Origin of the sequence: Pseudophaeobacter sp. 1A16562 (assembly GCF_041008785.1) — a bacterium.
Classification (GTDB): Bacteria; Pseudomonadota; Alphaproteobacteria; order Rhodobacterales; family Rhodobacteraceae; genus Phycobacter; species Phycobacter gallaeciensis_A.
In genome coordinates this window covers 155,079-181,067 of record NZ_JAXGFT010000004.1, presented here as the reverse complement: position 1 = coordinate 181,067, position 25,989 = coordinate 155,079, and the positions used below count along the sequence as shown (strand labels likewise).

At 62.2% G+C, this 25,989-nt stretch carries 27 protein-coding genes; 14 read left to right on the top strand and 13 right to left on the bottom strand.

Annotated features, from left to right (window positions below):
- Positions 1 to 184: 184 nt before the first annotated feature.
- From purD to SM764_RS07275, 4 genes are all read left to right on the top strand, one after another.
- Positions 185 to 1,450, top strand: a complete 1,266-nt coding sequence (purD, locus tag SM764_RS07290; RefSeq protein WP_065270852.1) for a phosphoribosylamine--glycine ligase — start codon at positions 185 to 187, stop codon at positions 1,448 to 1,450.
- Positions 1,451 to 1,533: 83 nt separating this feature from the next.
- The gene (locus tag SM764_RS07285; RefSeq protein WP_274828296.1) at positions 1,534 to 2,415 is read left to right on the top strand and encodes a bestrophin family protein; all 882 of its coding nucleotides are present in this window, start codon (positions 1,534 to 1,536) and stop codon (positions 2,413 to 2,415) included.
- 112 nt (positions 2,416 to 2,527) lie between these two features.
- Entirely contained in the window at positions 2,528 to 3,145 is a 618-nt protein-coding gene (locus SM764_RS07280; protein WP_065270854.1) for a LuxR C-terminal-related transcriptional regulator, read from the top strand.
- Positions 3,142 to 3,624, top strand: coding sequence for a GNAT family N-acetyltransferase (locus SM764_RS07275; protein ID WP_368946982.1), 483 nt, complete (start codon positions 3,142 to 3,144; stop codon positions 3,622 to 3,624). Before SM764_RS07280 ends, SM764_RS07275 begins: the two co-directional genes overlap by 4 nt.
- A gap of 129 nt (positions 3,625 to 3,753) precedes the next feature.
- Here the strand turns inward: SM764_RS07275 and SM764_RS07270 are convergent, their stop codons facing one another.
- Together SM764_RS07270 and SM764_RS07265 are read right to left on the bottom strand one after the other, a co-directional pair.
- Positions 3,754 to 4,587, bottom strand: coding sequence for an FG-GAP repeat domain-containing protein (locus SM764_RS07270; RefSeq protein WP_369001402.1), 834 nt, complete (start codon positions 4,585 to 4,587; stop codon positions 3,754 to 3,756).
- Positions 4,587 to 4,910, bottom strand: coding sequence for a 2Fe-2S iron-sulfur cluster-binding protein (locus SM764_RS07265; protein ID WP_065270855.1), 324 nt, complete (start codon positions 4,908 to 4,910; stop codon positions 4,587 to 4,589). The genes SM764_RS07270 and SM764_RS07265 overlap by 1 nt, the downstream gene beginning before the upstream one ends.
- Before the next feature lie 152 nt (positions 4,911 to 5,062).
- Here SM764_RS07265 and SM764_RS07260 point away from each other — a divergent pair, with 152 nt between their 5' ends.
- From SM764_RS07260 to SM764_RS07250, 3 genes are all read left to right on the top strand, one after another.
- Positions 5,063 to 5,476, top strand: a complete 414-nt coding sequence (locus SM764_RS07260; protein ID WP_368946980.1) for an OB-fold nucleic acid binding domain-containing protein — start codon at positions 5,063 to 5,065, stop codon at positions 5,474 to 5,476.
- A gap of 51 nt (positions 5,477 to 5,527) precedes the next feature.
- Positions 5,528 to 6,136 carry a peptidoglycan-binding domain-containing protein gene (locus SM764_RS07255; RefSeq protein ID WP_369001401.1) on the top strand — a complete coding sequence of 203 codons (609 nt, stop codon included), beginning with the start codon at positions 5,528 to 5,530 and terminating at the stop codon, positions 6,134 to 6,136.
- A gap of 108 nt (positions 6,137 to 6,244) precedes the next feature.
- Positions 6,245 to 6,913 (top strand): Crp/Fnr family transcriptional regulator, encoded by a 669-nt coding sequence (locus SM764_RS07250; protein WP_065270858.1) that lies wholly within the window; start codon positions 6,245 to 6,247, stop codon positions 6,911 to 6,913.
- Between the two features lie 291 nt (positions 6,914 to 7,204).
- On the opposite strand, the gene SM764_RS07245 is transcribed toward SM764_RS07250, so the two are convergent.
- The 5 genes from SM764_RS07245 to rpiA all read right to left on the bottom strand — a co-directional run bounded on the left by SM764_RS07245 (position 7,205) and on the right by rpiA (position 13,453).
- Positions 7,205 to 8,635 carry a Do family serine endopeptidase gene (locus SM764_RS07245; protein ID WP_237028448.1) on the bottom strand — a complete coding sequence of 477 codons (1,431 nt, stop codon included), beginning with the start codon at positions 8,633 to 8,635 and terminating at the stop codon, positions 7,205 to 7,207.
- Between the two features lie 546 nt (positions 8,636 to 9,181).
- Complete coding sequence (hflC, locus tag SM764_RS07240) at positions 9,182 to 10,063, bottom strand: protease modulator HflC (protein WP_065270860.1); 882 nt, start codon at positions 10,061 to 10,063, stop codon at positions 9,182 to 9,184.
- Positions 10,063 to 11,214, bottom strand: coding sequence for an FtsH protease activity modulator HflK (hflK, locus tag SM764_RS07235; protein ID WP_065270861.1), 1,152 nt, complete (start codon positions 11,212 to 11,214; stop codon positions 10,063 to 10,065). The genes hflC and hflK overlap by 1 nt, the downstream gene beginning before the upstream one ends.
- Before the next feature lie 79 nt (positions 11,215 to 11,293).
- Positions 11,294 to 12,649, bottom strand: coding sequence for a glutathione-disulfide reductase (gene gor / locus SM764_RS07230; protein ID WP_369001400.1), 1,356 nt, complete (start codon positions 12,647 to 12,649; stop codon positions 11,294 to 11,296).
- Between the two features lie 15 nt (positions 12,650 to 12,664).
- On the bottom strand, positions 12,665 to 13,453 hold the full coding sequence (gene rpiA, locus SM764_RS07225) for a ribose-5-phosphate isomerase RpiA (protein ID WP_274828289.1): 789 nt from the start codon (positions 13,451 to 13,453) through the stop codon (positions 12,665 to 12,667).
- Positions 13,454 to 13,633: 180 nt separating this feature from the next.
- Here rpiA and SM764_RS07220 point away from each other — a divergent pair, with 180 nt between their 5' ends.
- The 3 genes from SM764_RS07220 to SM764_RS07210 are packed head-to-tail and all read left to right on the top strand — an operon-like array spanning position 13,634 to position 16,706.
- The gene (locus SM764_RS07220; RefSeq protein ID WP_368946977.1) at positions 13,634 to 14,341 is read left to right on the top strand and encodes a glutathione S-transferase family protein; all 708 of its coding nucleotides are present in this window, start codon (positions 13,634 to 13,636) and stop codon (positions 14,339 to 14,341) included.
- On the top strand, positions 14,342 to 15,715 hold the full coding sequence (locus SM764_RS07215) for an L-serine ammonia-lyase (RefSeq protein ID WP_369001399.1): 1,374 nt from the start codon (positions 14,342 to 14,344) through the stop codon (positions 15,713 to 15,715). It begins immediately after the preceding gene.
- A gap of 55 nt (positions 15,716 to 15,770) precedes the next feature.
- Positions 15,771 to 16,706 (top strand): DMT family transporter, encoded by a 936-nt coding sequence (locus SM764_RS07210; protein ID WP_369001398.1) that lies wholly within the window; start codon positions 15,771 to 15,773, stop codon positions 16,704 to 16,706.
- Here SM764_RS07210 and SM764_RS07205 read toward each other — a convergent pair.
- Positions 16,672 to 17,343, bottom strand: a complete 672-nt coding sequence (locus tag SM764_RS07205) for a thiamine diphosphokinase (protein WP_369001397.1) — start codon at positions 17,341 to 17,343, stop codon at positions 16,672 to 16,674. The genes SM764_RS07210 and SM764_RS07205 overlap by 35 nt on opposite strands.
- 139 nt (positions 17,344 to 17,482) lie before the next feature.
- Here SM764_RS07205 and SM764_RS07200 point away from each other — a divergent pair, with 139 nt between their 5' ends.
- Positions 17,483 to 19,639, top strand: a complete 2,157-nt coding sequence (locus tag SM764_RS07200) for a chemotaxis protein CheA (RefSeq protein ID WP_369001396.1) — start codon at positions 17,483 to 17,485, stop codon at positions 19,637 to 19,639.
- 99 nt (positions 19,640 to 19,738) lie between these two features.
- Here the strand turns inward: SM764_RS07200 and SM764_RS07195 are convergent, their stop codons facing one another.
- The 5 genes from SM764_RS07195 to nthA all read right to left on the bottom strand — a co-directional run bounded on the left by SM764_RS07195 (position 19,739) and on the right by nthA (position 23,050).
- Positions 19,739 to 19,978, bottom strand: coding sequence for a DUF2842 domain-containing protein (locus SM764_RS07195; RefSeq protein WP_065270869.1), 240 nt, complete (start codon positions 19,976 to 19,978; stop codon positions 19,739 to 19,741).
- Positions 19,978 to 21,291: an adenylosuccinate synthase gene (locus SM764_RS07190; protein ID WP_065270870.1), complete on the bottom strand. Its 1,314-nt coding sequence runs from the start codon at positions 21,289 to 21,291 to the stop codon at positions 19,978 to 19,980. The genes SM764_RS07195 and SM764_RS07190 overlap by 1 nt, the downstream gene beginning before the upstream one ends.
- Before the next feature lie 123 nt (positions 21,292 to 21,414).
- On the bottom strand, positions 21,415 to 21,750 hold the full coding sequence (locus SM764_RS07185; protein WP_490363072.1) for a nitrile hydratase accessory protein: 336 nt from the start codon (positions 21,748 to 21,750) through the stop codon (positions 21,415 to 21,417).
- Between the two features lie 2 nt (positions 21,751 to 21,752).
- On the bottom strand, positions 21,753 to 22,430 hold the full coding sequence (gene nthB, locus SM764_RS07180) for a nitrile hydratase subunit beta (protein ID WP_369001394.1): 678 nt from the start codon (positions 22,428 to 22,430) through the stop codon (positions 21,753 to 21,755).
- Positions 22,430 to 23,050 (bottom strand): nitrile hydratase subunit alpha, encoded by a 621-nt coding sequence (gene nthA / locus SM764_RS07175; RefSeq protein WP_369001393.1) that lies wholly within the window; start codon positions 23,048 to 23,050, stop codon positions 22,430 to 22,432. Before nthA ends, nthB begins: the two co-directional genes overlap by 1 nt.
- Positions 23,051 to 23,265: 215 nt before the next feature.
- Between nthA and secG the strand changes: the two genes are divergently transcribed.
- The 3 genes from secG (at position 23,266) to SM764_RS07160 (ending at position 25,903) form a co-directional block, all read left to right on the top strand.
- Entirely contained in the window at positions 23,266 to 23,634 is a 369-nt protein-coding gene (gene secG / locus SM764_RS07170; protein WP_065270873.1) for a preprotein translocase subunit SecG, read from the top strand.
- A gap of 161 nt (positions 23,635 to 23,795) precedes the next feature.
- A complete protein-coding gene (gene pyrG, locus SM764_RS07165; protein WP_065270874.1) occupies positions 23,796 to 25,439 on the top strand; it encodes a CTP synthase in 1,644 nt (547 codons plus the stop codon).
- Positions 25,440 to 25,570: 131 nt separating this feature from the next.
- Positions 25,571 to 25,903, top strand: coding sequence for a DnaJ family domain-containing protein (locus SM764_RS07160; RefSeq protein WP_274828281.1), 333 nt, complete (start codon positions 25,571 to 25,573; stop codon positions 25,901 to 25,903).
- The last annotated feature ends 86 nt before the right edge of the window (positions 25,904 to 25,989 follow it).

Genomic DNA, 25,989 nt, shown 5'->3' with positions numbered 1-25,989 from the left:
GGCAGTTGAGGTGGCGGCAGGCCTGCGACCATACGCAGTTCTTGTTTTACAGGCCCGCGCAGCATAGAACCCGCGACAAGCATGGCAAGCCCCCGGCGCAGGTGTCATTTCCTGCCCCAGACAGGCCGCTGCCGCATGGCGATATACGCTCCGGTTCCGGGGCGGACAGACCGGAGAAGACGCGATGAATATCCTTATCCTTGGCAGCGGCGGGCGCGAACATGCTCTGGCCTGGGCGGTGATGCAGAACCCCAAATGCGACAAGCTGATCGTGGCGCCCGGCAACGCGGGCATTGCCCAGATCGCCGATTGTGCCAGTCTTGATATCGAGCAAGGCGGCGCGGTGGTGACCTTTGCCGAGGAAAACGCCATCGATTTCGTCATCGTCGGCCCCGAGGCGCCGCTGGCCGCAGGCGTTGCCGACCGGCTGCGCGAGGCGGGCATTCTGGTCTTTGGCCCCTCGCAGGCGGCAGCGGAACTGGAAGCCTCCAAAAGCTTTACCAAGGAGATCTGCGACGCGGCCAAGGCGCCGACCGCAGCCTATGGCCATTTCACCGATGCCGAGGCCGCCAAGGCTTATGTGAAGCAACAAGGCGCTCCCATCGTGGTCAAGGCCGACGGTCTGGCGGCAGGCAAGGGCGTCATCGTCGCGATGGATGAACAGACCGCGCTGGATGCCATTGAGGACATGTTCGGTGGCAGCTTCGGCGGCGCCGGCGCCGAGGTGGTGATCGAGGAGTTCATGGAGGGCGAGGAAGCCTCGCTGTTTGTTCTGGTGGATGGCGAGGACGTGCTGTCCATCGGCACCGCGCAGGATCACAAACGCGTCGGCGAAGGCGACACCGGCCTCAACACTGGCGGTATGGGCGCCTATTCCCCGGCCCCCGTGCTATCGGCCGAGATCGAAGCCCGCGCCATGGAAGAGATCGTCAAACCCACCATGGCCGAGATGGCCCGGCGCGGCGCGCCTTATCAGGGCGTCCTTTATGCCGGCCTGATGATCAAGGACGGTCAGCCCCGCCTGGTGGAATACAACGTGCGCTTTGGCGATCCGGAATGTCAGGTTCTGATGATGCGGCTTGGCGCCCAGGCGCTCGACCTGATGCACGCCGCCGCCGAAGGCCGCCTGAGCGACGCGCAGGTGAACTGGGGCGATGACCACGCCATCACCGTTGTCATGGCGGCAAATGGCTATCCCGGCTCTTACGAAAAAGGCACCGAGATCGGCGGTCTGGATGCCCTGCCCGAGGACAGCAGCAACATGGTCTTCCATGCTGGCACCAAGGCAGACGGCGGCAAGGTTCTGGCCAATGGCGGCCGGGTGCTGAACGTCACCGCCCGCGGCGACAGCCTGGCTGAAGCCCGCGACCGGGCCTATGCGATGGTCGACCAGATCGACTGGAAAGACGGGTTCTTCCGCCGTGACATCGGCTGGCGCGCCCTGTCGTAGCAGGTACAGTTTCCGGGGGCTGCCGACCTGGTCCGGGGCAGCCCTCAGTTGACCACTCCCACTTTTGTTGAAGGACCCTGCCGATGATCCTGCGCGAAAAGCCCGGCATTGTGGCGTTGTTGTTTGCGGTGCGTGGCTCTGTCCTGCCCCGCATACTGCCGCGCATTCTTGCGGTCTCGGCACTGGCCGCTGTGGTGGTCTGGCTGGACGGAAATATTCTTGCGCTGCCCCACACCAACGCCGCGCCCTTTGCGGTCTTCGGCGTGGCCCTGTCGCTGTTTCTCGGTTTTCGCAACAACGCCGCCTATGAACGCTGGTGGGAGGGGCGCTGCCTCTGGGGGCAGCTGCTGGCCGATCTGCGGGCGCTTGGCCGCGATGCGGAGCTGTTCCTGCCGCAGCGCGAAGATCGGCAGCAGCTGTTGCGACTGGCGCTGGGGTTCATCCACCTGCACCGGATCAATCTGCGCAAATCATCGGATTTCACGCAGGCAAACGCATGGGCCGGTGAGGATTTCTCGCAAGCGCCGCATCCGCCCTGCGCCGTGATGAACCGGATGACGACATTGGCCGCAAAATCCGCGCCTGACGGGTTTGCCCGCAAGGCGCTGTCAGAGCGCCTGTCCTCGATCACCCTGGCCCAGGCCGGATGCGAACGGATCGCCGCGACGCCTCTGCCTTACGTCTACTCGCTGCTGGTGTTCCGGACCACCTATCTCTACTGCCTGCTGATCCCCTTTGCGCTGCTGGAAAGCACCGGCTGGATGACCCCCGTCTTTGTCGCCATCGTGGCCTATGTGTTCTTCGGCCTTGCCGAGGTGACCGAGGAATTGTCGCACCCGTTCGGCGAGACCGTGAACGGCCTGCCGCTGGATGCGGTGTGCCGGACGGCCGAAATTTCTCTTTGCGACCATCTGGAGCAAACCCCGCCCGCGCCGATGACACCGCAGAACTATATCCTGACCTGAGAGCGCGCCCATTGCCCGGCCCACCCTGCGGCTTTTGCGCTGTCTATAAGTGTTTTCAGCGGCTTTGCGGTAGGTTACTAACTTGGGTCAAGCCTGGGAGGCACAATGCACAATGGACAAACACCCGGATCCCGCCACGCTGGACAGGCTCTATGCCGACCGCGATCTGGCACAACTTGCCTTTGAATATTCCCCCGTCGGTATCGTGGTGACGGAAAATCGCGTGCTGCGGGAATGCAATCAACGGTTCTGCGACATGTTTGGTTATGCCCGCGAAGAGCTGCTGGACCAGCTGTTTTCCTTCCTCTACCCGTCGGATGAAGAGTTCCAGAACCTGCGAAACCGCGGTGACAAGAGCCTTGGACAGGGCAATCCCTACTGGGACGAGCGGGTGATGAAGCGCAAGACCGGGGATCTGTTCTGGGTGCGGGTGCGGGGCCATACCTTTACCCCGGATGAGCCGCTGGGCCGCGCGGTCTGGAGCTTTGCCGATCTGTCGGGCGTGCGCCCCTATCAACCGCTCACCCGGCGCGAACGCGAGGTCTATTCGCTGCTGCGTGAAGGCAAGACCAGCAAGGAGATCGCCCGGATCCTGACGCTCAGCTATCGCACGGTCGAGGTGCACCGGGCGCGGCTTCTGAAAAAGGTTGGAGCCAACAATACCGCCAGCCTGTTCTCCTCGCTCGGGGATATCGGCGGCGATCACGTGGTGGGCGGCAACAGCCCGTGACTGGCGTTTCCTCACGGCTGACACCAGAGCGCCTGGCCGCATCGGATGCACGTCTTGAGGCGGTTCTCGACCTGATCCGGCGCAGCTTTGCCTTCATGGAGGGGCGCATTGACCCGGCCTCCTCGATGCGGCGTCTGACGGTAGAGGCGCTGCAGGAACAATGCCGACGCGGCGAGATCTGGATCCTTGGCACGCCGCCCTTGGCCTGCGTGTTCCTGACCCCGAAACCGGACTGTCTGTATCTTGGAAAACTGGCGGTGGAGGAAAGCAGCCGCGGAGCTGGACTGGCGCGCATTCTGGTGGATCACGCCGTCCAGCGAGCGAAGGATCTGGATCTGCCCGCCGTGGAGCTACAAACCCGCGTGGAGTTGGTTGAGAACCACCAGACTTTTTCACGGCTGGGATTTGTGCAGGTCGGCGCCACGGCGCATCCCGGCTATGACCGGCCAACCTCGCTGACCTTTCGTCGCCCTGTCTGAGGTTGCCCTGTCTGAAGGTGTATCGTCGCCCTCCCGCCCGCTGAGGCACATTCACAGACTGCTTTCAGCCCTTGCCCCGGCGCCGCCCGGTGGTGCAGCGCTCTGCCGCTCCACGGCGGGCATGCCGCCTTATTCGCAGGTTAGAGCATCCTCCACCGACTGCGTCCCGGAAAAGGGGCCGATGTCGCGGGTCTTGATCCCCACGACGGTCAGGCGAGAGGCCATGATGCGAGACCAGCTGGCATTGGCGGTCACAATCTCGGGGTCGTTTTCACAGCTGCGAATGCCGGAGGTGATGAAATCCTGCCCGATCCGGTGATTGGTCAGCCCTTGCAGGCTTGCAACCTGGGTCAGCGTCCTGCCCTCATAGCGCCAGATGCGCAGTGTCTTGGCCAGATGCGGTCGGTCGATATAGGCAAGCTCCACATGGCCATCGCCATCCAGATCTGCAGCGCCGATAGGGGCCAGCCAGCGGTTGCTTTGCCCGATGTGTGGCGTCTCCGCGATCTTCCCATCAGCGCCATAAAGCGCCAGCGCCGCCCCCTGCGCCATATCCGTTTCCACGACCATCACGGCGTCGGCACGGCCATCCAGTGACAGATCCACGAGGCGCGGTTGCAGATCTTCGAACACGTGATCCTTGGGTAATTCGATCTCGACACGCATGGCGGTGCCATTCGGCCCTGCAAATGTCAGGGAAAGACCGGACCATTCTACCGCGTCCCCCAGCACGCCATGGGCATAGCGTGTCGTCGGGCCGGTATACTCGGCGGACAGGATTTCTGCAGTCCCGTTCGGAGCGCCCTGTCCGTTATCAAATCCGGCCACTTGCGCAGAGGCAGAACCGATCGACAAGGAGGTCCCCCACAGGAGCCACAGGCACAACACCTGCCCGGCGCGGCGGATGGTGCGGGGCCAGGATCGTAACGGCAGACGCCGCGCTCCCATCCCCGGCAAAGTCATCAGATCTGCTTTTCGGGCATCTTTACAACGAGACCGTCCAGAGCATCCGTCACCTTCAGCTGACAGGTCAGACGGGAGCGCTCGGGATCGGGCTCAAAGGCGAAATCCAGCATGTCCTCTTCCATGTCGTCCTTGGCGGGTAGCTTCTCGACCCAGGCGGGATCGACATAGACGTGGCAGGTGGAGCAGGCACAGGCGCCGCCGCAGTCGGCTTCGATCCCCGGAATATTGTTATCCCGCGCGCCTTCCATCACGGTCAGTCCGTTGGCCACTTCCACAACATGCTCGGTGCCGTTGTGCTCGACATAGGTAATCTTTGCCATGGTCGTTTCTTCCCCTTCTCGGTCCTTCCCGCCTGTTTATCCAAGGCCCCGCCGCTGCACCAGTGCAATCTGCCCTGACCCGGGCCAGGGGTGGACTTTGACGGCGCATGTTCTATTTTTGTTCCTAACTTTCAAACCACCAAAGCGTCACGATGACACCCGCCCCACCACAGAAAAGCCGCACCGCCCCCGGATGGCCTCGCCCGCCCGCCTGCCTCAGGGCTGCCGAGCTGGAGCGGGTACCGCAACAGGCCCGCGTCACGGTGGCCGGGCTGGTGATCCTGCGCCAGCGCCCCGGCACCGCCAAAGGGGTGATCTTCATCACGCTGGAGGATGAAACCGGGGTGGTGAATGTCATCGTCTGGCGCAAGGTATACGAGGCCTACCGCCGCGCCGTCATTTCCGGGCGGCTTCTGCGGATCACCGGCCGCCTGCAACGCGGCGACGGTGTCACCCATGTGATTGCCGAGGGGATCGAGGATATCTCGGGCATGCTGGACATCCTGCTGAGCCGTCAGGGACGCAGCGAGGATCCGGCCTTTGCGCCAGTGCAGAAAATGGACTAACCTGCGGCAAAACCCGCCGGTCTGCCTGCAGACCCTCAGAGGTCCGAGCATATGATCAGCGCCCCCTTGCCGAGGCTCCAGATACGACAGCTGAAACGCCCGTCGATGCCGCCCCAGATAAGACATCTGGCAGGGTTGCTGCGGCGGCCCCTGCTCCAGTCCTCGGTCATCCTTCTGACATACGCAGCGCTCAGCGCCTGTACACCAGCCAGTGCCCCCGGCATCGGCGCCGATGCGCGCTCCCGACCTGCAGCCCCGCCCGGCGCGGCGCCGGACAGTTGCTGGGACCGCCACGTCAGCCCCGCCATCATTGAAACGGTAACTGTCCAGGTTTTGGCCGAGCCGGAACAGCGCGACGCCGATGGCCGGATTGTTCAGCCCGCTGTCTTCCGCACCGAAACCCGGCAGGACATCGTGCGCCCGCGCACCGAAAGCTGGCTGCAGATCACCTGCCCCGTCGACATGACGCCGGACTTCATTGCCTCGCTGCAGCGCGCCTTGGCCGTGCGGGGGCACTACAAGGGCAGCGTTACCGGCAAGCTGGACCGGCCCACGCGGCAGGCGATCCTGCGCTATCAGCAGCGACACGGCCTTGAGAGCCACATCCTGTCGCTGGACAGCGCCCGCCGTCTGGGCCTGATCGCGATCCCGAAATCGTAAGCGCAACAGCAGTTCCCCGCCCGCCCCGCCTCTGATAGTGTCTGGCGCAAAAGACCGTACCGGCGCCGGAAAACGGCACCCCGGACAAACCTCTGCGGAGATGACACGATGCGACATGACCGCCTGCCGGACACAGGGTTCCTTTCCGGGGCCTCGGCGCCGCTGCGGCAGATGCTGGAAAGCCAGGCCAGTGACATCCGGCTGTCCCAAGGCGAAGTTCTGTTCGAACAAGGCGATACCGGCGATGCGCTTTATGCCATCATCGAGGGCGCCCTGGAGTTCTCGATCTTATCCATCGCGGGGCGCAAGCTGACGCTCGATCTGATGCGCCCCGGAGCGGTGTTTGGAGAGATTGCCCTATTTGATCCGGGCGCTCGCACCGCAACAGTCACCGCCAGCGAGCCCAGCCGTATCCGGCGGCTGCGCAACCGGGATGTGCTGGCTCAGATCCAGCAACATCCCGAACTGGCCGGGGACCTGTTGCGACTGGCGGGGCAGCGCATGCGCTGGATGAATGCACAGCTGAACGAGCAGGTGTTTCTGCCGATGCCGGTCCGGCTGGCCCGCAAATTGCTGTACCTTACCCCGGACAGCGGCGACGGGCGACTGGGACTGTCGCAAAGTGAGCTTGCCGAATTCGTCGGCGCCACCCGCGAGGCGGTGTCGAAAACACTGTCGAACTGGAAACGCAGCGGCATCATCGAAATCAACCGCGGCGCCCTACAGATCCTCGATCGCACGGCCCTGGGCCTGCTGGCGGAACCGGAACTGATCTGAGCCAAACGACCCAAAAACACATTTTCTGACATTGGTGTGAACTGGGTCACAGAGTCGGGACCGCTGATCTGCGAAGGTCATTTCAAGGGCAGGCATTTACCGTTCCATCCCAATGCCTGCCTGTACCTACAAGAGCCATGTGCCCGCCAGCACATGGCTCTTTTCTATTCGCGCCCAGAGCCCAAAGCCCAGCGTGGCGCCACACGCTTCCGGCACCAAATAGAAAAGGCCGGGACAATGCCCGGCCTTTTGCACGAAGTCCTGCGCCGCGCCCGGCGACAGGTCCGTGGATTATTCCGCCAGATTGAGCGCCACGAAACGCGGCTCACCGTTGCGGCGGACCAGCAGCAGGAGCGACTTGCGGCCCGCTTCCTTGGCCTCGTCGATACGGGCCTCCAGATCGCTGATGCCAGAGAGTTTCTGCTGCCCGGCTTCGGTGATCACATCACCTGCGCGCAGCCCCTTCTCCCAGGCTTCCGAGGTTTCGTCGACCGACAGGATCACCAGACCATTGGTGCCTTCGGGGACATTCAGCTCACCACGTAGCTGGTCGTTCAGAACGCCAACCGACAGACCCAGAAGCTGCTTCTCGGTCTGCTCCTGCGGGGTATCGTCCCCACCGGCAGGACCGGCCTTGCGCTCGGCATCTTCACGACGACCCAGCGTGACCTTGAGCGTCTCAGTCTTGCCTTCACGGTAGACGATCACGCGCACGGTCTTGCCGACTTCGGTGTTACCCACGGTGCGCACCAGGCTGCGGGTGTCTTCGACATCGTTGCCGTCAAAGCTGAGGATCACATCGCCCGCCAGCATGCCAGCCTCTTGTGCCGGACCTTCGGGAACGTCTGTAACCAGAGCGCCTTTGGCTTTGTCCATGCCCATCGCCTCGGCCACGTCACTGGTCACGTCCTGGATCCGCACACCCAGCCAACCACGGCGGGTTTCGCCGAATTCCTTCAGCTGTTTAACCACCTTGCTGACCACGTTCGACGCCATCGAAAAGCCAATCCCGATGGAGCCGCCATTAGGCGACAGGATCGCCGTGTTCACGCCGACAACCGAGCCATCCATATTAAACAGCGGCCCGCCCGAGTTACCCCGGTTGATGGCTGCGTCCGTCTGAATGTAGTCGTCATAGGAACCCGAAAGTTCCCGGTTACGGGCGGAGACAATGCCCGCCGACAGAGAGAACCCCTGCCCCAGCGGGTTACCCATGGCAATCACCCAGTCACCCACACGGGCAGTGTCACTGTCGCCAAAGGTCACGAATTTCAGAGGCATCGGCGCATCGACCTTCAACAGGGCGATATCGGTATTGGGGTCGGTGCCCACCACCTTCGCCGGGAGCGGCTGTGCAGGCTGACCGTCGCCGGGGAAGAATTCGATCTCGATCTCGTCAGCGGATTCGATCACGTGGTTGTTGGTGACGATATAGCCGTCTTCGGAGATCACGAAGCCGGAGCCAAGTGCCGAAGAGCGGCGCGGACGGTCATTGCCGCCATTGCTTCCATTGCGGTCCTGGAACTCGCGAAAGAAATCTTCGAAGGGAGAGCCTTCGGGGACGATCCCCTGTGGACCAGACCGGCCTTCGATCACGGTCGTGGTGGTGATGTTGACTACAGCAGGGCTGACTTTTTCCGCCAGCGGTGCCAGGCTTTCGGGGCGGGCCTGGGCCATCAGGACCTGGGCCAGTACCATGATGCTGCTGATCAGGGCGAGCATCAGAAGCCGCCATGGCGCCCCTGTCCTGTCCTGCGCATCCGAATAAGAAATTGCCTGTGCTTGCACGGCACTACTCCTTGTCATCGCCATTCCGGTTTTTCCTCCTGACCTCTGCCTGCGGTTCCACGCATGATCGGCAGAAGTACAGGATGGGATTAATGTAGGGACTCTCTCCCTCGCTGCAATGAATGTTGCACGTCTTCGAGGCAAAGTGAAAGCGGTAGAGAACCGGAGCGCGCCATTTTCCCCCATTTAATCCGTCACTTAAAGGGCACCAAGAATCCACCAGGATGCCCGGCGCGGCGCTCATCACAAGGTTTTGAACAAAATTGCAAGTTTGGTGCAGCTCAGGGTGTTCCTTGCAGCCCCTGCCTTTTCCCGCCTTTTTCCCGCCAGACCAAGGCTGGGGAGACACCGGCAGCGGACGTCAGCCCGGCTGCCCCTCCAACGCGACGCAGGCCACGCAGAGCAAATGAAAAGGGGGCCGACGCAATGTCGGCCCCTTTTTATTTTTGAAACTCTTCGAAACCCTGTGAAACCAGCGCGTTATCGCGTCGAAACTCCACCGGTCGAGGATTTCAGGTAGTTGAAGAACTCGCTGTCCGGCGACAGAACCATCGAGGAATTGCCGTCCTGCATCGACCGCGCATAGGCGGTGAGGCTACGGTAGAACTCGAAGAACTCCGGATCGCGGCCATAGGCTTCGGCGAAGATCGCGTTGCGCTCCGCATCCGCTTCACCGCGAATGACTTCGGCTTCGCGTTCAGCTTCGGACACCAATTCGACCTCGGTCCGGTCCGCTTGCGCACGCACCCGCTGGGCGGCTTCCTCACCGCGGGCGATCTCGTCGGCGGCCTCTCGCTCACGCTCAGCGCGCATCCGCGCAAAGGTAGCATCGAGGTTGGCCTGCGGCAGGTCGGTACGCTTCAGACGCACGTCGATCACCTCGATCCCGAAACCGCTGGCCTCGCTGATCGCACCGTTGCGGATGCGCAGCATCAGGGCAGCCCGGTCCGAAGACAGGATGTCATTCGAGCTGACGGAGCCCAGCACCTCACGCGTCTGAGCGCGCATGATCTTGTCCAGACGGTTTTCTGCGCCCGGAATGCCGGAGGCACCCACCGCCTCACGGAATTGACGCAGATCGGTGATCCGGTAGCGGGCAAAGGCATCGACCACCAGACGGCGGTCATCCTCGGGGGTGACTTCCAGCGGACCAACCTCAAGGCTGAGGATCCGGTCATCATAGGTGACAACTTCGTCGATCAGCGGCACCTTGAAGGCCAGACCGGGCTGTTCCTGTACCGCGACCACACGGCCAAAGCGCAGCACCAGCGCCTTTTCGCGTTCGTCCACGATGAAGACAGCGGACAGGGCCGCGACAACGGCGATCACCAGAATGGGCAGGATAAACGTAGTCTTTTTCATCACTTGCCCTCCGTCCGGCGCAACTCGTTAAGCGGCAGATAAGGCACCACGCCCTGGCCGCCTTCGCCGACGGACGAGTCGATGATGACCTTGTCCACGTTGCCCAGCACCTCTTCCATGGTCTCCAGATACAGACGCTTGCGGGTCACCTCAGGCGCCTTTTCATATTCGGCAAGAACCGCCGAGAAACGGCTGGCTTCACCGCTGGCCTGGTTGACCACCTGAGCACGATAGGCTTCGGCCTCTTCCAGCGTCTGTGCGGATTGACCCCGTGCGGAGGCCAGTTTCCGGTTGGCATAGGCATCCGCTTGTTTTTCCAGACGGTCACGTTCCTGACCGGCGGACTGCACTTCGCGGAAGGCATCCTTCACAGGCTCTGGCGGATCGGCACCATCAAAGTTGACCCGGACGATGTTCACGCCACTGTCGTAGCTGTCCAGCGTCGACTGGATCAGCTCCTCAAGCCGCGAGGTGATCACACCCCGGTCCCGGTTGAGGATCGGTGCCAGTTCGGACTGGGCAATGATTTCCCGCATAGCGGATTCGGCGACAGCCTGAATCGTGGCCCGCGGATCGCGCAGGTTGAACAGGTACTTGTCCGGCTCGTTGATGTTCCAGACGACCTGGAAATCGACGTCGATGATATTCTCATCGCCCGTCAGCATCAGCCCGGCATCAACCCCGCGCGAACCTGCGCCGATGTTCTCGGTCTGCTCGACCAGAACCGGGATCACCTCGTAGGTGACCAGCGGCCAGGGGGCAAAGTTCAGACCGGGCTGGCCGGTATCCCAGTATTCACCAAGGAACAGTTCGACAGAGCGTTCTTCGGTCTTGACCGAATAGAAGCTGGCCATGCCCCACAGAACCGCAGCGGCAATCGCGCCAATGGCTACGGTGCCTTTGGTGAACAGCGGCGCACCGCCGCCAGAACCACCGCGACCACCACCACCGGAGCCGTCACCACCCCGGCCGCCCATCAGGACCCGGAATTGCTCCTGGCCCTTCTTGAGCAGCTCGTCGATTTCGGGAATCTGAGGATCCTCGGGGCGACGGCCACCGCCGCCGCCACCGCCGTTGTTATCGCCCCGGTTGCCTCCACCGCCACCGGAAGAGCCTCCGCCCCCCCAGGGACCACCGCTATTTCCCGCCATGTGTCTCCTATCCCTTTGCTGCCGCATGGTTGCGGCACATGTTTTCCTGCGACCTAACCTGTGGTCCGAAACCGATAATTCAAGCGGTCCGGACCGGAGTCTTCATCGTCACAAGCTCTTCGGACATGGTCGGGTGTACCGCCACGGTCCGGTCAAAGTCTTCTTTTGTCGCGCCCATCTTGACCGCAATGCCTGCCAGCTGGATCATCTCGCCCGCGCCGGGTGCGACGATATGGCATCCCAGGACCTTGCGAGTGGCCTGGCTGACGATGAGTTTCATCAGCACCCGCTGGGCGCGCCCGGCAAAGGCCTGCTGCATCGGCTTGAACGATGTCGCATAGACCTCGATCGGCTCCTGCTTGGCTGCGTCTTCCTCGCTCAGACCCACGGTGCCCATTTCAGGCTGGGTGAAGATCGCCGTCGGGATCAGCTCATGATCCGGGCTGGTCGGGTTGCCATTGAACACGGTTTCGACAAAGGCCATGCCTTCGCGGATCGCCACCGGCGTCAGGTTCACCCGATCGGTCACATCGCCGATTGCATAGACAGACGGCACCCCGGTCTGGCTGTATTCATCGACCAGAATCTCGCCCTTGCGGCCGCGTTCGATGCCAAGACCTTCGAGCCCCAGATCATCGGCATTGGGCGCACGACCGGTGGCATACATCACCTGATCGAACAGCGCCTCGTCGCCATTGGTGGCCTTGACGCGGATCTTGTCGCCCTCGCGGGCCATCTCGATCACATTGGTGCCCAGATGCAGGTTGATCCCAGCCTGGCACATTTCATCGGAGACCAGACCGCGCGCCTCATCGTCGAAGCCGCGCAGGATCTGCGCACCGCGGTAGTATTGCGTGGTTTTCACGCCCAGCCCGTTCATGATGCCGGCAAATTCGCAGGCGATATAGCCGCCGCCGACAATCAGGATGCTTTCGGGTAACTTATCGAGGTGGAAGATATCGTTTGAGGTGATCGCCAGATCACTGCCCGGGAATTCCGGCACGATGGGGCGGCCACCAGTGGCGATCAGGATGTGCTTGGCGCTTTTGCGGGTCCCGTCGGACAGCTCCACCGTATGGGCGTCGACCAGTTTTGCGCGCGCATCAAAGCTTTCGACACCGCTGTTTTTCAGAAGATTGCGGTAGATCCCTTCGAGCCGGTCCAGCTCCGCTTCCAGCTTGCCCTTGAAGGCATCCCAGTTGAAGGCGCCGGGCTGAATGTCCCAGCCATAGGCCTGTGCATCCTCGACCATACCAGAGTATTCGCTGGCAAAAACCATCAGTTTCTTGGGCACACAGCCACGGATCACGCAGGTCCCGCCATAGCGGTCTTCCTCGGCCAGGGCGACCTTGGCACCACCGCCAGCCGCCACCCGCGCCGCGCGTACGCCGCCGGAGCCACCGCCAATGACAAAGAGATCATAATCAAAACTCATGGAATTTCAGCCTTTTCAGTCCGCCAGATCCGTGAACAGGTTGTCGGTCTCGACAAAGTCGAGCCTGTCCTTCTCCACGGTTCCTTCATTGATATCGCGTGTTTCAACCTCACCATCGCCATAGCCGATGATGACGGTGTCACAAATATCGATAAAGAGTCCGTTTTCAACCACACCGGGGATCTGGTTCAGCACCATGGCAAGCTGTCGGCAATTGCCGATCCGCTTCAGATGCAGGTCCAGAATATAGTTGCCTTCATCCGTCACAAACGGCGCATCACCATTCATCCGCAGCGTCGCTGTACGCCCCAGAACATCCATAGAAACAAGGGTTTCCTCGATCAACGCCTGAGTGGTCTGCCAACCGAAGGGAATCACCTCTGCCGGAAGCGGGAAAGCCCCCAGTGTTTCCACCTCTTTTCCGGCATCGGCGATAACAACCATTTGATCGGATGCGGTCGCGACGATCTTCTCCTGCAACAGCGCACCGCCGCCGCCCTTGATCAGGTTGAGGTCGGCGTCAAATTCATCAGCGCCGTCGATGGTCAGGTCGAGCCACTTGGCCTCATCCAGCGAAATCACCCGGATGCCCATTTCACGCGCCAGCTCCGCCGTGCGGGTCGATGTCGGCACCGCCGTGAAATTCAGCCCCTGTTCGCGCACCATCTCACCAAGGCAGCGCACTAGCCAGGCGGCGGTCGATCCGGTTCCCAGCCCCACGCGCATGCCATCTTCAACCAGATCGGCAGCCCGTTTCGCGGCAACGAATTTTGCCTTGTCGATGGGTGACAGTTCTCCGGCCATAGTAACGGCTCCGTGATAAGGGTTTGATGGCCTTATAAAGAATGTCCCCCGGAAGGGCGAGAAACAATTCCAAGGCTTTTGCCATGTATCCTTGGCGGCTGCGGAGCCTTTGGCGTGTTTCCTATTGGAAACGCCGGAAACGGACGTTACCCCTGTGACGAGTATTTCTAAGGTTGCCCCATGACGCCCAGCTACCGCCTTCACTATGCCCCCGACAACGCCTCGCTGGTGATCCGGCTGGCGCTGGAAGAGATGCAGCAACCCTATGAGACGGTTTTGATCGACCGCCGGGGCGGCGCGCTGGACAGCCCGGCCTATCGCAGCCTCAACCCGCAAGGGCTGATCCCGGTGCTGGAAACGCCTGCTGGCACCCTATTTGAGACCGGCGCGATCCTTTTGTGGCTGGCCGACCGCCACGCTGCGCTGCTGCCGATGGCGGATAGTCCGGACCGGGGATGGACGCTGAAGTGGTTGTTCTTTCTGTCCAACACCCTGCATGCTGACCTGCGCATGTTATTCTACCCGCAGAAATACATCGGCGATGATCTGGCGCAGCAGGATACGTTGCACCGTCATCTGACCGCCCGCCTCACCACGCATCTGACCACGCTGGAACGCGCAGCCAGCGACGGCGGCATCTGGTTGGCGGCAGAGGATCCGTCGATACTGGACCTCTATCTCGCCTGCCTGATGCGCTGGATGGCGCTGTATCCCATGAGCCGGGATCGCAGCTGGTTCGATCTGGCCGACTATCCGCGCCTCTCTGCCATGCTGCACCGCCTTGAGCAGCGCCCCGCTACGGCTGCCGCCCAGACCGCCGAAGGTCTGGGTCCTGCGCCCTTCACCGCCCCTGTTTACGCAAATCCCCCAGAAGGATCGGCTACCTGAATGTTCCTCTCCGTTTTTGATATGTTCAAAGTGGGCATCGGCCCCTCGTCCTCGCACACCATGGGCCCGATGGTGGCAGCGGCGCGGTTCCTTGACCAGATGCGCGCCTCGCCCTTTGATTTTCACGGGCTGCGCGCTTCGCTGCATGGATCGCTGGCTTTTACCGGCGTCGGCCACGCCAGTGACCGCGCCACCACCCTGGGCCTCGCCGGGTTCCGCCCCGACACCTACGACGACGAAAAGGCCGAAACCGCGCTGGCCCAAATCCGCGAGACCGGTCAGGTCAGCCCCGAGGGGCTGGGCACGCTGGCCTACGATCCGAAGACCGACCTGATCTTCGACTACGATCACACGCTTGAAGGCCACGCCAACGGAATGATCCTGATGGGCACCGATGCGCAGGGCGACGTGATCCTGCAGCAGGTGTTCTACTCTGTCGGCGGTGGCTTTGTCCTGACCGAGGAAGAACTGGCGGCAGGCAAGGCGACGGACGAAGGCGCACCGGTGCCCTACCCGTTCAAATCCGCCGCAGAGATGCTGGAAATGGCCAAGCAGAGCGGCAAAAGCATCGCCGCAATGAAACGCGCAAACGAGGTCTCCCGCTGCAGTGAAATCAGCCTGAAAGAGGGCACCGCGCGGCTGTGGCAGGTGATGAACGATTGCATCAATCGCGGACTGGAGCGCGACGGCATCCTGCCCGGTGGTCTCAGCATCCGCCGCCGCGCCAAGGGGATCCACGAGGCGCTGATGGCCGAGCGTGGCATGAACCTGACTGCACCGCATACGATCAACGACTGGATCAGCGTCTATGCGATTGCCGTCAACGAAGAGAACGCCGCCGGCGGACAGGTGGTGACCGCCCCCACCAATGGCGCAGCCGGGGTACTGCCGGCCGTCATGCGCTATTACCTCGATCACGTCCCTGGCGCATCCGAGCGCAATATCGAGGATTTCCTTCTGACCGCCGCCGCAATCGGCGGGCTGGTGAAATTCAACGCCTCCATCTCGGGCGCCGAAGCGGGCTGCCAAGCCGAGGTAGGCTCCGCTGCCGCGATGGCGGCTGCCGGTCTTTGCGCCGTGATGGGTGGCAACCCCGAACAGGTCGAAAACGCCGCCGAGATCGCGCTGGAACACCATCTGGGCATGACCTGCGATCCGGTCAAAGGCCTGGTGCAGGTGCCTTGTATCGAACGCAATGGGCTTGGCGCGATCAAGGCGGTCTCTGCTGCATCGCTGGCCCTGCGCGGCGACGGACATCATTTCGTGCCGCTTGATGCGGTGATCGAAACCATGCGGCAGACTGGCGCCGACATGAATGAAAAATACAAGGAAACATCGCTTGGGGGGCTGGCCGTAAACGTGCCAAATTGTTGATCAGGCGGGATTACCTGTCTTGCCCTTCCCGGGACGCCCGCCTAGCGTGCGTTCCATGACCCAAGATCGTCCCCTTCTCGGCATCCTTCTGATGCTTGGCTTTTGTATCCTCGCGCCGCTGGGCGATGCGGTGGCCAAACTGCTTGGCCAGCATATCCCGCTGGGAGAGCTGATTTTTGTCCGCTTTGCCGCGCAGGTGATTCTGTTGGTGCCGCTGGTCTGGGGCGGCGCCCGCATGTGGCGCATGCGCGGGCGGGTGCTGCGGCTGACATTCCTGCGTACCCTGCTGCATATCGGCGGGATCGGAGCGATGTTCACCGGGCTCAAATATCTGCCGCTGGCGGATGCGGTGGCGATTGCCTTTGTCATGCCCTTCATCATGTTGCTGATCGGCAAGTTCATCCTGCTCGAAGAGGTCGGCATCCGCCGCATCCTGGCCTGCGTCGTTGGGTTTGCAGGTACCTTGCTGGTAATCCAGCCCAGCTTTGCCGAGGTGGGCCTGCACGCGCTGTGGCCGCTGGCAGTGGCGGTGATCTTTGCCCTGTTCATGATGGTCACCCGACAGATCGCCAAGGAGACCGATCCGATCAGCCTTCAAGCCGTATCAGGCGCGATGGCCTGCGTTATGCTGGCGCCGTTGCTCCTGCTCGGTGATCCGCTGGGGGTCGAGGGTTTGCAGATCGTGGTTCCGGATCTGTGGACCAGCTTTCTGATGCTTGGCATCGGGGTTCTGGGCACCGGCGCGCATCTGCTGATGACCTGGAGCCTGCGCTATGCCCCGGCCGCGACCCTGGCGCCAATGCAGTATCTGGAAATCCCGGTGGCCACCCTGTTCGGCTGGCTGATCTTCATCGAACTGCCGGATGGCCTCGCCGCCCTTGGGATCACCATCACCGTTGCGGCGGGTCTTTACGTCATCCTGCGCGAACAGGCCGTGGCACGGCAAGCGGCGCAATCTAGCAAGGCACCGGTGACGCAATCGCCTGCATAAGTGCTGCCAGATAGTGGCGCGGCACGATGCCCAGCAACCCCGGCCCATCCGCTTCGATCCAGACCGGCCCCACGGCCCGGTTGGATGTTCCGATCCGGCTGGTCGGGCACATCTGAAGCCCCTCGATCGGCCAGACCAGCCCGCCGGAGCGTCCGGTTACCGGCTGCATCGGGAACAGCGACACCACATCGCCCGCCGCCATCGGCAGGGCAATACGCCGGGTGACGTGAAATACCAGTTCAGTCGCACCGATCAGAATGCAGGGGCTGCGCCCGGGCTGGATCAGCGTGTGAAAGGCCGCCAACTGGTGATCGACCCGCGCCCCAAGGAACCCCGCCCCCAGCACTACCGGCGCTCGGATCGACCGCAGCGCCTTATCAAAATCGGTGGTGTCCTGCTCTGGAAGATGGAACAGGTTTTCCGCAGGCAAACGGTTTTGTACCGCCTCAGGCAGCGAATCGAAGTCCCCGATCACCGCCTCAGGTACGTGTCCCTGCTCCAGCGCGGCCCCCGCGCCGCCGTCCGCAGCCACGAGCACCGGCGCATGGCGCAACGCCTCATTCAGGTCTTCCAGACCCAGATGACCGCCACCAACCAGGGTTACTGGCGTCATCTCATCAACAATCAGCTTATTCATGCCGGGATTTCTCGCAGATCTGGAAACAGGCCACAATCTAAACACAAAATGATACGATCAATTGCACGGATTCGCGCAGAATTTGACGACCTGATCCATACTGTAAACGTCAACGACTTTGGTGAGGACGCGCAGCCCTATGGTACAAAATAACAAAGTTTTGACCGTTTCTTACGGGACATTCTCCTGCACGCTGGAAGGGTTCGAGGACTCCTTTGGCACCATGAAGGCGATTGCAGAGTATTTTCGTGACCTGGCCTCTGACGACCGGTATTTCGGTGCCGAACCGCCGCAGCCCGACGCAGACATGCTCGCCCGTATTGCGCAGCGGGAGATCGCACGTCAGGTCGAGGCCCGCACCAGCACCGAAGGCATCCATCTGCGCGCCGCCACAGCGCCACAGCCCGCTGCAGACGCAGCGGTTTCAGACGCACCGACTGAAGAAGCGCAGGTTAGAGGTACCCAGAAAACAGATGTTGAAGACACTGTCGCTCCGACCAGCGAACAGCCAGAGCCGACAGAACACAGCGCAGCCGAGCCGAGCATCGAAGATTCCCCGGCGCCCGAAGCCTCCGCCGACGAGGCCGCAGAAGAACCCGCGAAAGCAACGGATACTGATGAGGCGGACGGCGATGCCGACCCCCTAGCCGACGAAGAGCAGGCACGGCCCCCAGCTCCTGACGCGGACAAGATCGCCGCCATCTCGGCCGCTGCCGCAGCCCATGACAGTGAAGTCGCCGAAGCTGCAGAAGACGAAGACTCGAGGCCCGCGAAAGCAGCTGAAGACGAAAGCGCCGAAGCGGAAATCGCAGAGCCGAAAGCGCCGAAGCGTGACGCCGCCGCCGCCGAAAGCATCGCCGCCAAACTGCGCCGGATCCGTGCCGTGGTGTCCCAGACCCCACAAGAGGATTTCTCCGAAGACGAACACGCCGAAAGCATCCTGTCAGAGGCCGCCAGCGACATCTCCGAAGCCCTGGCCGAGGACGCGGCCGCAGAGGAAGCCAAAGCCGACGAAGACGCTTCGAATGATGACGAGATCTCCCGTGTTCTGGCCCAACTGGGCAAAGACAACGCCGAAGCCGAGGACCGCGTAGCGGATCAGCCTGTTGTAGAGGCAGCGGTTGAATCTGAACCGGAACCTGCGCCCGAGACTGCCCCGGAACAGGAACCCGCGCAGCCAGAGGCACAGGCTGAACCGGAACAGGCTGAACCCGAACAGGCCGAGCCGGAAACGGCTGAGGAGCCGCGCCGTCCGATGCGCGCCCGTGTTATCAAAGTCAAACGGGCCGATCTTGAACAGGTTGTCGCCACAGGGGCCCTGACAAAGCTTTCCGCGAGCGCCGAGGACGAGCCCGCCACTGCCTCCGCAACCCCTGGCGTCGACAGCAGCCTGTCGGACGAGGATGAAGCCGATCTGATGCGCGAACTGGCAGAGGTCGAGGCCGAACTCCTCGCCGCCTCGCAAGAGACCGAAGAAGACCGGCAGGAAGAGCAAAAAGCCCAAACCGCGACGGCAGAAGAAAGCACCGAAGAGGCCGAAGCGGCAGCGGCCGCCGAGGATGCTGCCAGGAAACGCCCGGCAGCCCCTTCCGCAGATTTCCCCGACAGTGATGTATCGCGGCTGATGGATGCAGCAGATGCCAAACTCGACGCGCCGGAAACCGCCTCTTCGCGCGAAACCTACGGCCATCTGCGCGCCGCAGTGGCAGCAGCCGAGGCAGATCGCTCTGCCGGTGGCAGCGCAGGTAGCGAAAACAGTGAAGACGCCTACCGCCAGGATCTGGCCAGCGTGGTTAAACCGCGTCGGCCGGTACCGACCGGTGCCCGCAGCGCGCGCGAACGGAGCAATGCGTCCCGTCCCGCGCCTTTGAAACTGGTGGCGGAGCAGCGCATCGATCCCTCCCCCGCAGCCGAGGACAACGCCAGCAGCACGCCGCAAGCCACGCGCCCCGTGCGCCCGCGTCGGATTTCGGTGCTGAAGGATGAAGGCTCTGCCTCGGATGCCACTGCCGCAGATTTCGCGGCCTATGCCGCAGAGCGCGGCGCGGTCGAGCTGCAGGATCTGCTGGAGGCTGCAGCAGCTTATATGAGCTTTGTCGAAGGCCGCGATCACTTCTCCCGCCCGCAGTTGATGAACAAGGTGCGCGATGCAGGCGCTGCCGAATTCAATCGCGAAGACGGGTTGCGCTCCTTTGGGCAGTTGCTGCGGGAAGGCAAGATCGAGCGATCCGAAAACGGCCGCTTTGCCGCAACCGAGGAAACCGGCTTCCGCCCGGCCAAACGGGCCGTTGGCTAATCCGACGCGGTAGGGTTTTGCACCCAAACCATCCAAACGAAAAGGCGGGCCGAACAGCCCGCCTTTTTTGCATTTGGATATGCTCTTACCGGACCAGGTCTATTCTTCCGGTGGCTGATCCGGGTCGGCCTGGCCGATACCCCGGAACACGAACTTGAACGGTAGCGCCCAAGCGATGCCCAGCACCGCGTAGACCAGCAGTTCAACCACCACCGGCGGTCGGTTCAGCAGGTTGAGGATGGTCACCGCGATGACGATATAAAGCGGCATGCCAATCAGCAGCAGCACCAGCGCCCAGCGACGGCGGGCCTTGTAGCTGAGACGGGGTTTATCCGCCATCAGTCAGCAAACGGGTCTGTCACCAGAATGGTGTCGTCCCGCTCCGGGCTGGTGGAGAGAAGCGCAACCGGGCATTCGATCAGCTCTTCCACGCGTTTCACGTACTTGATGGCATTGGCAGGCAGGTCGTTCCAGCTGCGCGCGCCTTCGGTGGATTCGGACCAGCCGGGCATTTCCTCGTAGATCGGCGTGCAGCGGGCCTGCTGGTCTGCCGCGGTCGGCAGGTAATCCAGACGTTCTCCGTCCAGATCGTAGCCGGTGCAGATCTTCAGCGTCTCGAACCCATCCAGAACGTCAAGCTTGGTCAGCGAAATACCGTTGATGCCAGAGGTGGCACAGGTCTGGCGCACCAGACAGGCATCGAACCAGCCACAGCGGCGTTGACGGCCGGTAGTGGTGCCGAATTCATGCCCGCGGGTGCCAAGGCGTTCACCATCCGCATCGGGTTTGCCATCGGCGCCCAGCAGTTCGGTCGGGAACGGGCCTTCCCCCACGCGGGTGGTATAGGCTTTGACGATGCCCAGAACATAGTCGATGGACCCAGGCCCGATACCGACACCCGTTGCCGCTTGACCCGCAATCACATTGGAGGAGGTCACAAAGGGATAAGTGCCGAAATCGATATCCAGCAGCGCGCCTTGGGCTCCTTCAAAGAGGATCCGCTTTCCGGCCTTGCGCTTTTCGTTGAGAACCTTCCAGACCGGCGCCGCATAGGGCAGGATCTTGGGAGCAATCTCTTTCAGCTGCGCGATCAACGCATCGCGGTCGATCGGGTCGACGCCAAGCCCCTTACGCAGCGGATCGTGATGCTGCAGCGCGCGGTCCACACGGGCCTCCAGCGTGGCTTCGTCTGCCAGGTCGGCAACGCGGATGGCACGGCGGCCAACCTTGTCTTCGTATGCCGGGCCAATGCCACGACCGGTGGTACCGATCTTGGTGCCCTTGCTGGCGGCTTCTTCGCGGGCGCGATCCAACTCACCATGCAGCGGCAGGATCAGCGGCGTGTTTTCGGCGATCATCAGCGTCTCGGGCGTGATATCGACGCCCTGTTCCCGTACGGTTTCGATCTCCTTGATCAGGTGCCAGGGATCAAGAACCACGCCGTTGCCGATGACCGACAGCTTGCCACCACGCACAACACCAGAGGGCAGCGCGTGCAGCTTGTAGACCTTGCTGTCGATGACCAGCGTATGGCCGGCGTTATGGCCGCCCTGAAAGCGCGCGATCACATCGGCGCGCTCGCTCAGCCAGTCCACGATCTTGCCTTTTCCCTCGTCGCCCCACTGGGCGCCGACTACGACGACATTGGCCATATCCGGTCCTTTATAGCTGTCTGGTTCAAACCCGGGCCGGTATAGCGGTGCCGCAGGCCCAGTAAAACCGCAAATTCGCCGCAGCAGCGGGTCGGCGCCGTGATTCTTGCCGGTTACCCCGTGTTATCCGTCCTGCAGGACCACCGGATGCCCATGCGGAGTTTCCAGATAGGCCTGTTTCCACCCTTCGCGGGTGGTTTCGACCTCCTCGGCGGGGGCGACGCCGTCCTCTGCTAGAATCGCCTCCAGGGTTTCAAGCCAGGCGGTGAAGTAGTCATCGCCGCCGTTGAGGTCTCGCGACACGCCATGCCGGACCAGGGTGGCCGAGAACCGCGAAACCCAGTCGGCCCAGGTGAAACGACCGCTTTCATTGAGATGCACCGTCAGCGCAAAGGCCTGCGCATGCCAGGGCTGCTCAAACGCCGGTTCCGGGGTATCATCAGGACGACATATGTTCATGGTCATACCGCCTCCAGATAGCTTTGCCACAGGTCCAGAACCACCTCATCCGCCGGGTCTTCCGGATGGCTCCACAATTCCCCCGCCGGGAAAACGACCGCATAAAGTGGCTCCGGCGCCTCACCCAGACCGTGCGCAGCGCTGTCTGGCAGCACGTGGGTTCCTTGCAGGCGTAGAATGCGGCCCGTCGCGCCGGTGGCATAGGCAGGCAGCCGTGTGTGGCCGCCGTCGACCAACCTGCTGCCACCGGGATGGCGCGTGCGCACGCTCTGGCCTTCGCTGAAAACCGGCTCCGGCCCGCCGGTGCGGGTAGCGGGACCGCCCTTGGCCAGCATCGCGGCCACAGCGTCGGCAGCAAGTTTCCGATCCGCCAGGGAGTGCGGACCATCCCCTCCCTGCCCAGCCAGATCATCCTCGCTAAGGACGCCCTTCTGGACCAGAAGATCCGCGAGCGCGGCAAGCCAGATTTCATAGTAGGAAAACCGGGTGTAATCGAGCGGCGCCAGTTTTTCGCGGGCATGGCGGGAGGTATCGATATTCCATTGTCCCAGGGCGCCACAGGCCAGCGTCACCGCCAGCGCGCGGGCATGCCATTCTGCGGCGAAGACCGGCGCATTCGGCCCCTCCGGCCGTACCGGCCCGTCACCAAAGCGTCCGCCCATATCATGCAGTCGGGTCATCAGGGTGCCCCAGGCGTTTTCGGCAGGCCGGTGCCCACCATGCTGTCGCGGGTCACAAGCGCAGCAAGCGCATCTTCGTCCAGTCCTTCACTGCCCTCGGGACGCATTGGAAGGACCAGATAACGGACCTCGGCGGTGGAATCCCAGACCCGCACCCGGGTGCCTTCAGGCAGAGTCACGCCAAATTCAGAGAGCACCGCACGCGGCGCACGCACGGCGCGGGCGCGGTAGGCATCCGATTTGTACCAGCCCGGCGGGATTCCCAAAAGCGGCCACGGATAGCAACTGCACAGGGTGCAGACGACCATATTATGTTGCTCGGGTGTGTTTTCGACCACCACCATGTGTTCTCCCTGACGGCCATAATAGCCGAGTTCGGACAACACCGGGTCCGCATCCGCCAGAAGCGCTGCCTTGAAGGCGGCATCACTCCAGGCGCGGGCGACCACGCGGGCGCCATTCTGCGGGCCCACCTTGGTCTGATAGGTGTCGATGATCTCATCGAGTGCAGCCGGGTCGATCAGCCCCTTGCGGGTCAGAATCGTTTCAAGCGCCTTGACCCGCAGGGCGGGATCGGGCGGCAGCAAAGCATGCGGGTGGTCAGAATGATCATGTGGCATAGTCAAACAGTGCCCCCCGGGCGCCAATTCTGTCCAGTCACAAATACCGGAAATTCCGCAGAAGGGCGCGAAAACAGGGCGCTTCCCGCGTCCGGTTCGGTTTCATTTGACACATTCGGGCGCGACAGAATGCGGCCCGGCCAACTCGGCCCTTGCCCCTGTCTGCATTCTTCCCTATTTACCGCCCGATACTGAGCCAACCGCCGCAGGGACCCATGGAAAACGTTGTACTGATCATCCATCTTCTTCTGGCTCTGGGCCTGATTGCTGTCGTTCTGCTGCAACGGTCCGAAGGCGGCGGCCTTGGCATGGGCGGCGGTGGCGGTGGCGGCGCAATGACCGGCCGCGCTGCAGCGACGGCGCTGAGCAAAGTGACCTGGATCCTCGCAGCGGCCTTCATCGTTACCTCGATCACCCTGACCGTTCTGGCGGCCCAGAAATCCGCAGGTTCTTCGGTTGCTGACCGCATCGTTGCACCCGCTGGCGATGACGGCGCAGAGACGGCACCGGCGGCGCCCCTTGGCAGTGACCTGCTGCCGCCGGCAGAAGGCGACAACGCACCGCTGGTACCCAGCGCCGACTAACCTACTACAGCTAGAAAATAAAATGGGGACCGTAACAGCATCTTGCGGTTCCCTTGCGCTTATTGCGCGAATCCTTTATACGTAAAGTCCCGTGATGCTGCGGTTTTTACAGGCCGTCGGGCAGCTGAAATCTGACTTCTCACGGGGGCAGCCGAACACTCATGGCGCGATTTATCTTTATCACCGGTGGCGTTGTTTCATCGCTTGGCAAAGGGCTGGCATCTGCAGCCCTTGGCGCATTGTTGCAGGCACGCGGCTACTCCGTTCGCCTGCGCAAGCTGGATCCGTATCTGAACGTCGATCCCGGCACGATGAGCCCCTTTGAACACGGCGAGGTCTTCGTCACCGACGATGGCGCAGAAACCGACCTCGACCTTGGTCACTACGAGCGGTTCACTGGCGTACCGGCGCGCAAGACCGACTCGATTTCATCGGGCCGCATCTACACCAACGTGCTGGAGAAGGAGCGCCGCGGCGACTACCTCGGCAAGACCATTCAGGTGATCCCGCACGTCACCAACGAGATCAAGGACTTCATCTCGATCGGCGAGGACGAGGTCGATTTCATGCTTTGTGAGATCGGCGGCACCGTGGGCGACATCGAAGGCCTGCCCTTCTTTGAAGCAATCCGTCAGTTCAGCCAGGACAAACCGCGCGGCCAGTGTATCTTCATGCACCTGACCCTGCTGCCCTATATCAAGGCCTCTGGCGAGCTGAAAACCAAGCCAACCCAGCACTCGGTGAAGGAACTGCGCTCGATCGGTCTGGCGCCTGACATTCTGGTCTGCCGCTCCGAAGGCCCGATTCCGAAGAAAGAGCGCGAGAAGCTCGCCTTGTTCTGCAACGTGCGCCCCGACAGCGTCATCGCCGCGCAGGATCTGAAATCCATCTACGAGGCGCCGCTGGCCTACCACCGCGAAGGCATGGATCAGGCTGTTCTGGATGCCTTTGGCATTGCCCCGGCTCCAAAACCCAATCTGATGCGCTGGGACGATGTGGCCGACCGCATCTACAACCCCGAAGGCGAAGTGAAGGTCGCCATCGTGGGCAAATACACCCAGCTGGAAGACGCTTATAAGTCCATCGCCGAGGCCCTGACCCACGGCGGCATGGCCAACCGCGTCAAGGTCAAGATCGAGTGGGTCGACGCCGAACTGTTCGACCGTGAGGACGCCACGCCGCACCTGCAGGGGTTCCACGCGATTCTGGTACCCGGCGGGTTTGGCGAACGCGGAACCGAAGGCAAGATCAAGGCGGCCCAATATGCACGCGAGCATAATGTTCCCTATCTGGGGATCTGCCTCGGCATGCAGATGGCGGTAATCGAGGCCGCCCGCAATGTGGCCGGGATCACCGAGGCCGGTTCTGAGGAATTCGACCACGAGGCAGGCAAGAAACGGTTTGAACCCGTCGTCTACCACCTCAAGGAATGGGTACAGGGCAACCACAAGGTCAGCCGCAAGGCCGATGACGACAAGGGCGGCACCATGCGTCTGGGCGCCTATGATGCGACGCTGGCCGAAGGCTCCAAAGTGGCCGAAGTTTATGGCAGCACCCACATCGAGGAACGTCACCGCCACCGCTATGAGGTGGACATCAAATACAAGGACCAGCTGGAAGCCTGCGGGCTGAAATTCTCCGGCATGTCGCCGGATGGCCGCCTGCCGGAAATCGTGGAATGGTCCGACCATCCATGGTTCATCGGCGTGCAGTTCCACCCGGAACTGAAATCCAAACCCTTTGCGCCGCATCCCCTGTTCAAGGACTTCGTGCGCGCGGCCAAGGAAACCTCGCGTCTGGTTTAAAACCGGAGTGACAAACCAAATTCAGCAAACGGCAGACCTAAACGTCTGCCGTTTTGCATTTCACCCTGCACAGTCCCCGCGACACTATACCGTTCTTGCAACTGGCTGCGGTCCACCCCATTCTGCCACTCATGATACGGGCCTTTCGCAAACTCATCGAAGATCAGATCCGCTCGGCCAATGCCCGGGGGCAGCTCTCTGGGCTTGAGGGCGAAGGCAAACCCCTACCCGACCGCACCGGACAGGAACTGGTTGATCCCGGTTTAGCGGCGGGATTGCGGGTGATGGCCGAGGCAGGCGCGGTTCCCGAAGAATTCACGCTCAAGAAAGAACTCGACGCAGCCCGGGCGGAATACGCCACACTGACCGATGCAGAGGAGCGCCGCGCAGCCATGGCCCGTATCGCGGATCTGGAACTGCGCTGGGGCATGGCGCGGGATGCGCGTAAATCCTTCTTCCGTTAGCGCAATCGCTCACACTGTTAGCGCAACCGTATGACAGGCCAGTTGTTTCTGTTCACGGGCACGGTATAGACGGTTGGAAATAGTCC

Coding starts and splice junctions, on each gene's coding strand:
- purD (WP_065270852.1), top strand. CDS start 185: ATGAATATCCTTATCCTTGGCAGCGGCGGGCGCGAACATGCTCTGGCC.
- SM764_RS07285 (WP_274828296.1), top strand. CDS start 1,534: ATGATCCTGCGCGAAAAGCCCGGCATTGTGGCGTTGTTGTTTGCGGTG.
- SM764_RS07280 (WP_065270854.1), top strand. CDS start 2,528: ATGGACAAACACCCGGATCCCGCCACGCTGGACAGGCTCTATGCCGAC.
- SM764_RS07270 (WP_369001402.1), bottom strand. CDS start 4,587: ATGACTTTGCCGGGGATGGGAGCGCGGCGTCTGCCGTTACGATCCTGG.
- SM764_RS07265 (WP_065270855.1), bottom strand. CDS start 4,910: ATGGCAAAGATTACCTATGTCGAGCACAACGGCACCGAGCATGTTGTG.
- SM764_RS07260 (WP_368946980.1), top strand. CDS start 5,063: ATGACACCCGCCCCACCACAGAAAAGCCGCACCGCCCCCGGATGGCCT.
- SM764_RS07255 (WP_369001401.1), top strand. CDS start 5,528: ATGATCAGCGCCCCCTTGCCGAGGCTCCAGATACGACAGCTGAAACGC.
- SM764_RS07250 (WP_065270858.1), top strand. CDS start 6,245: ATGCGACATGACCGCCTGCCGGACACAGGGTTCCTTTCCGGGGCCTCG.
- SM764_RS07245 (WP_237028448.1), bottom strand. CDS start 8,635: ATGCTCGCCCTGATCAGCAGCATCATGGTACTGGCCCAGGTCCTGATG.
- hflC (WP_065270860.1), bottom strand. CDS start 10,063: ATGAAAAAGACTACGTTTATCCTGCCCATTCTGGTGATCGCCGTTGTC.
- hflK (WP_065270861.1), bottom strand. CDS start 11,214: ATGGCGGGAAATAGCGGTGGTCCCTGGGGGGGCGGAGGCTCTTCCGGT.
- gor (WP_369001400.1), bottom strand. CDS start 12,649: ATGAGTTTTGATTATGATCTCTTTGTCATTGGCGGTGGCTCCGGCGGC.
- rpiA (WP_274828289.1), bottom strand. CDS start 13,453: ATGGCCGGAGAACTGTCACCCATCGACAAGGCAAAATTCGTTGCCGCG.
- SM764_RS07220 (WP_368946977.1), top strand. CDS start 13,634: ATGACGCCCAGCTACCGCCTTCACTATGCCCCCGACAACGCCTCGCTG.
- SM764_RS07215 (WP_369001399.1), top strand. CDS start 14,342: ATGTTCCTCTCCGTTTTTGATATGTTCAAAGTGGGCATCGGCCCCTCG.
- SM764_RS07210 (WP_369001398.1), top strand. CDS start 15,771: ATGACCCAAGATCGTCCCCTTCTCGGCATCCTTCTGATGCTTGGCTTT.
- SM764_RS07205 (WP_369001397.1), bottom strand. CDS start 17,343: ATGAATAAGCTGATTGTTGATGAGATGACGCCAGTAACCCTGGTTGGT.
- SM764_RS07200 (WP_369001396.1), top strand. CDS start 17,483: ATGGTACAAAATAACAAAGTTTTGACCGTTTCTTACGGGACATTCTCC.
- SM764_RS07195 (WP_065270869.1), bottom strand. CDS start 19,978: ATGGCGGATAAACCCCGTCTCAGCTACAAGGCCCGCCGTCGCTGGGCG.
- SM764_RS07190 (WP_065270870.1), bottom strand. CDS start 21,291: ATGGCCAATGTCGTCGTAGTCGGCGCCCAGTGGGGCGACGAGGGAAAA.
- SM764_RS07185 (WP_490363072.1), bottom strand. CDS start 21,750: ATGAACATATGTCGTCCTGATGATACCCCGGAACCGGCGTTTGAGCAG.
- nthB (WP_369001394.1), bottom strand. CDS start 22,430: ATGACCCGACTGCATGATATGGGCGGACGCTTTGGTGACGGGCCGGTA.
- nthA (WP_369001393.1), bottom strand. CDS start 23,050: ATGCCACATGATCATTCTGACCACCCGCATGCTTTGCTGCCGCCCGAT.
- secG (WP_065270873.1), top strand. CDS start 23,266: ATGGAAAACGTTGTACTGATCATCCATCTTCTTCTGGCTCTGGGCCTG.
- pyrG (WP_065270874.1), top strand. CDS start 23,796: ATGGCGCGATTTATCTTTATCACCGGTGGCGTTGTTTCATCGCTTGGC.
- SM764_RS07160 (WP_274828281.1), top strand. CDS start 25,571: ATGATACGGGCCTTTCGCAAACTCATCGAAGATCAGATCCGCTCGGCC.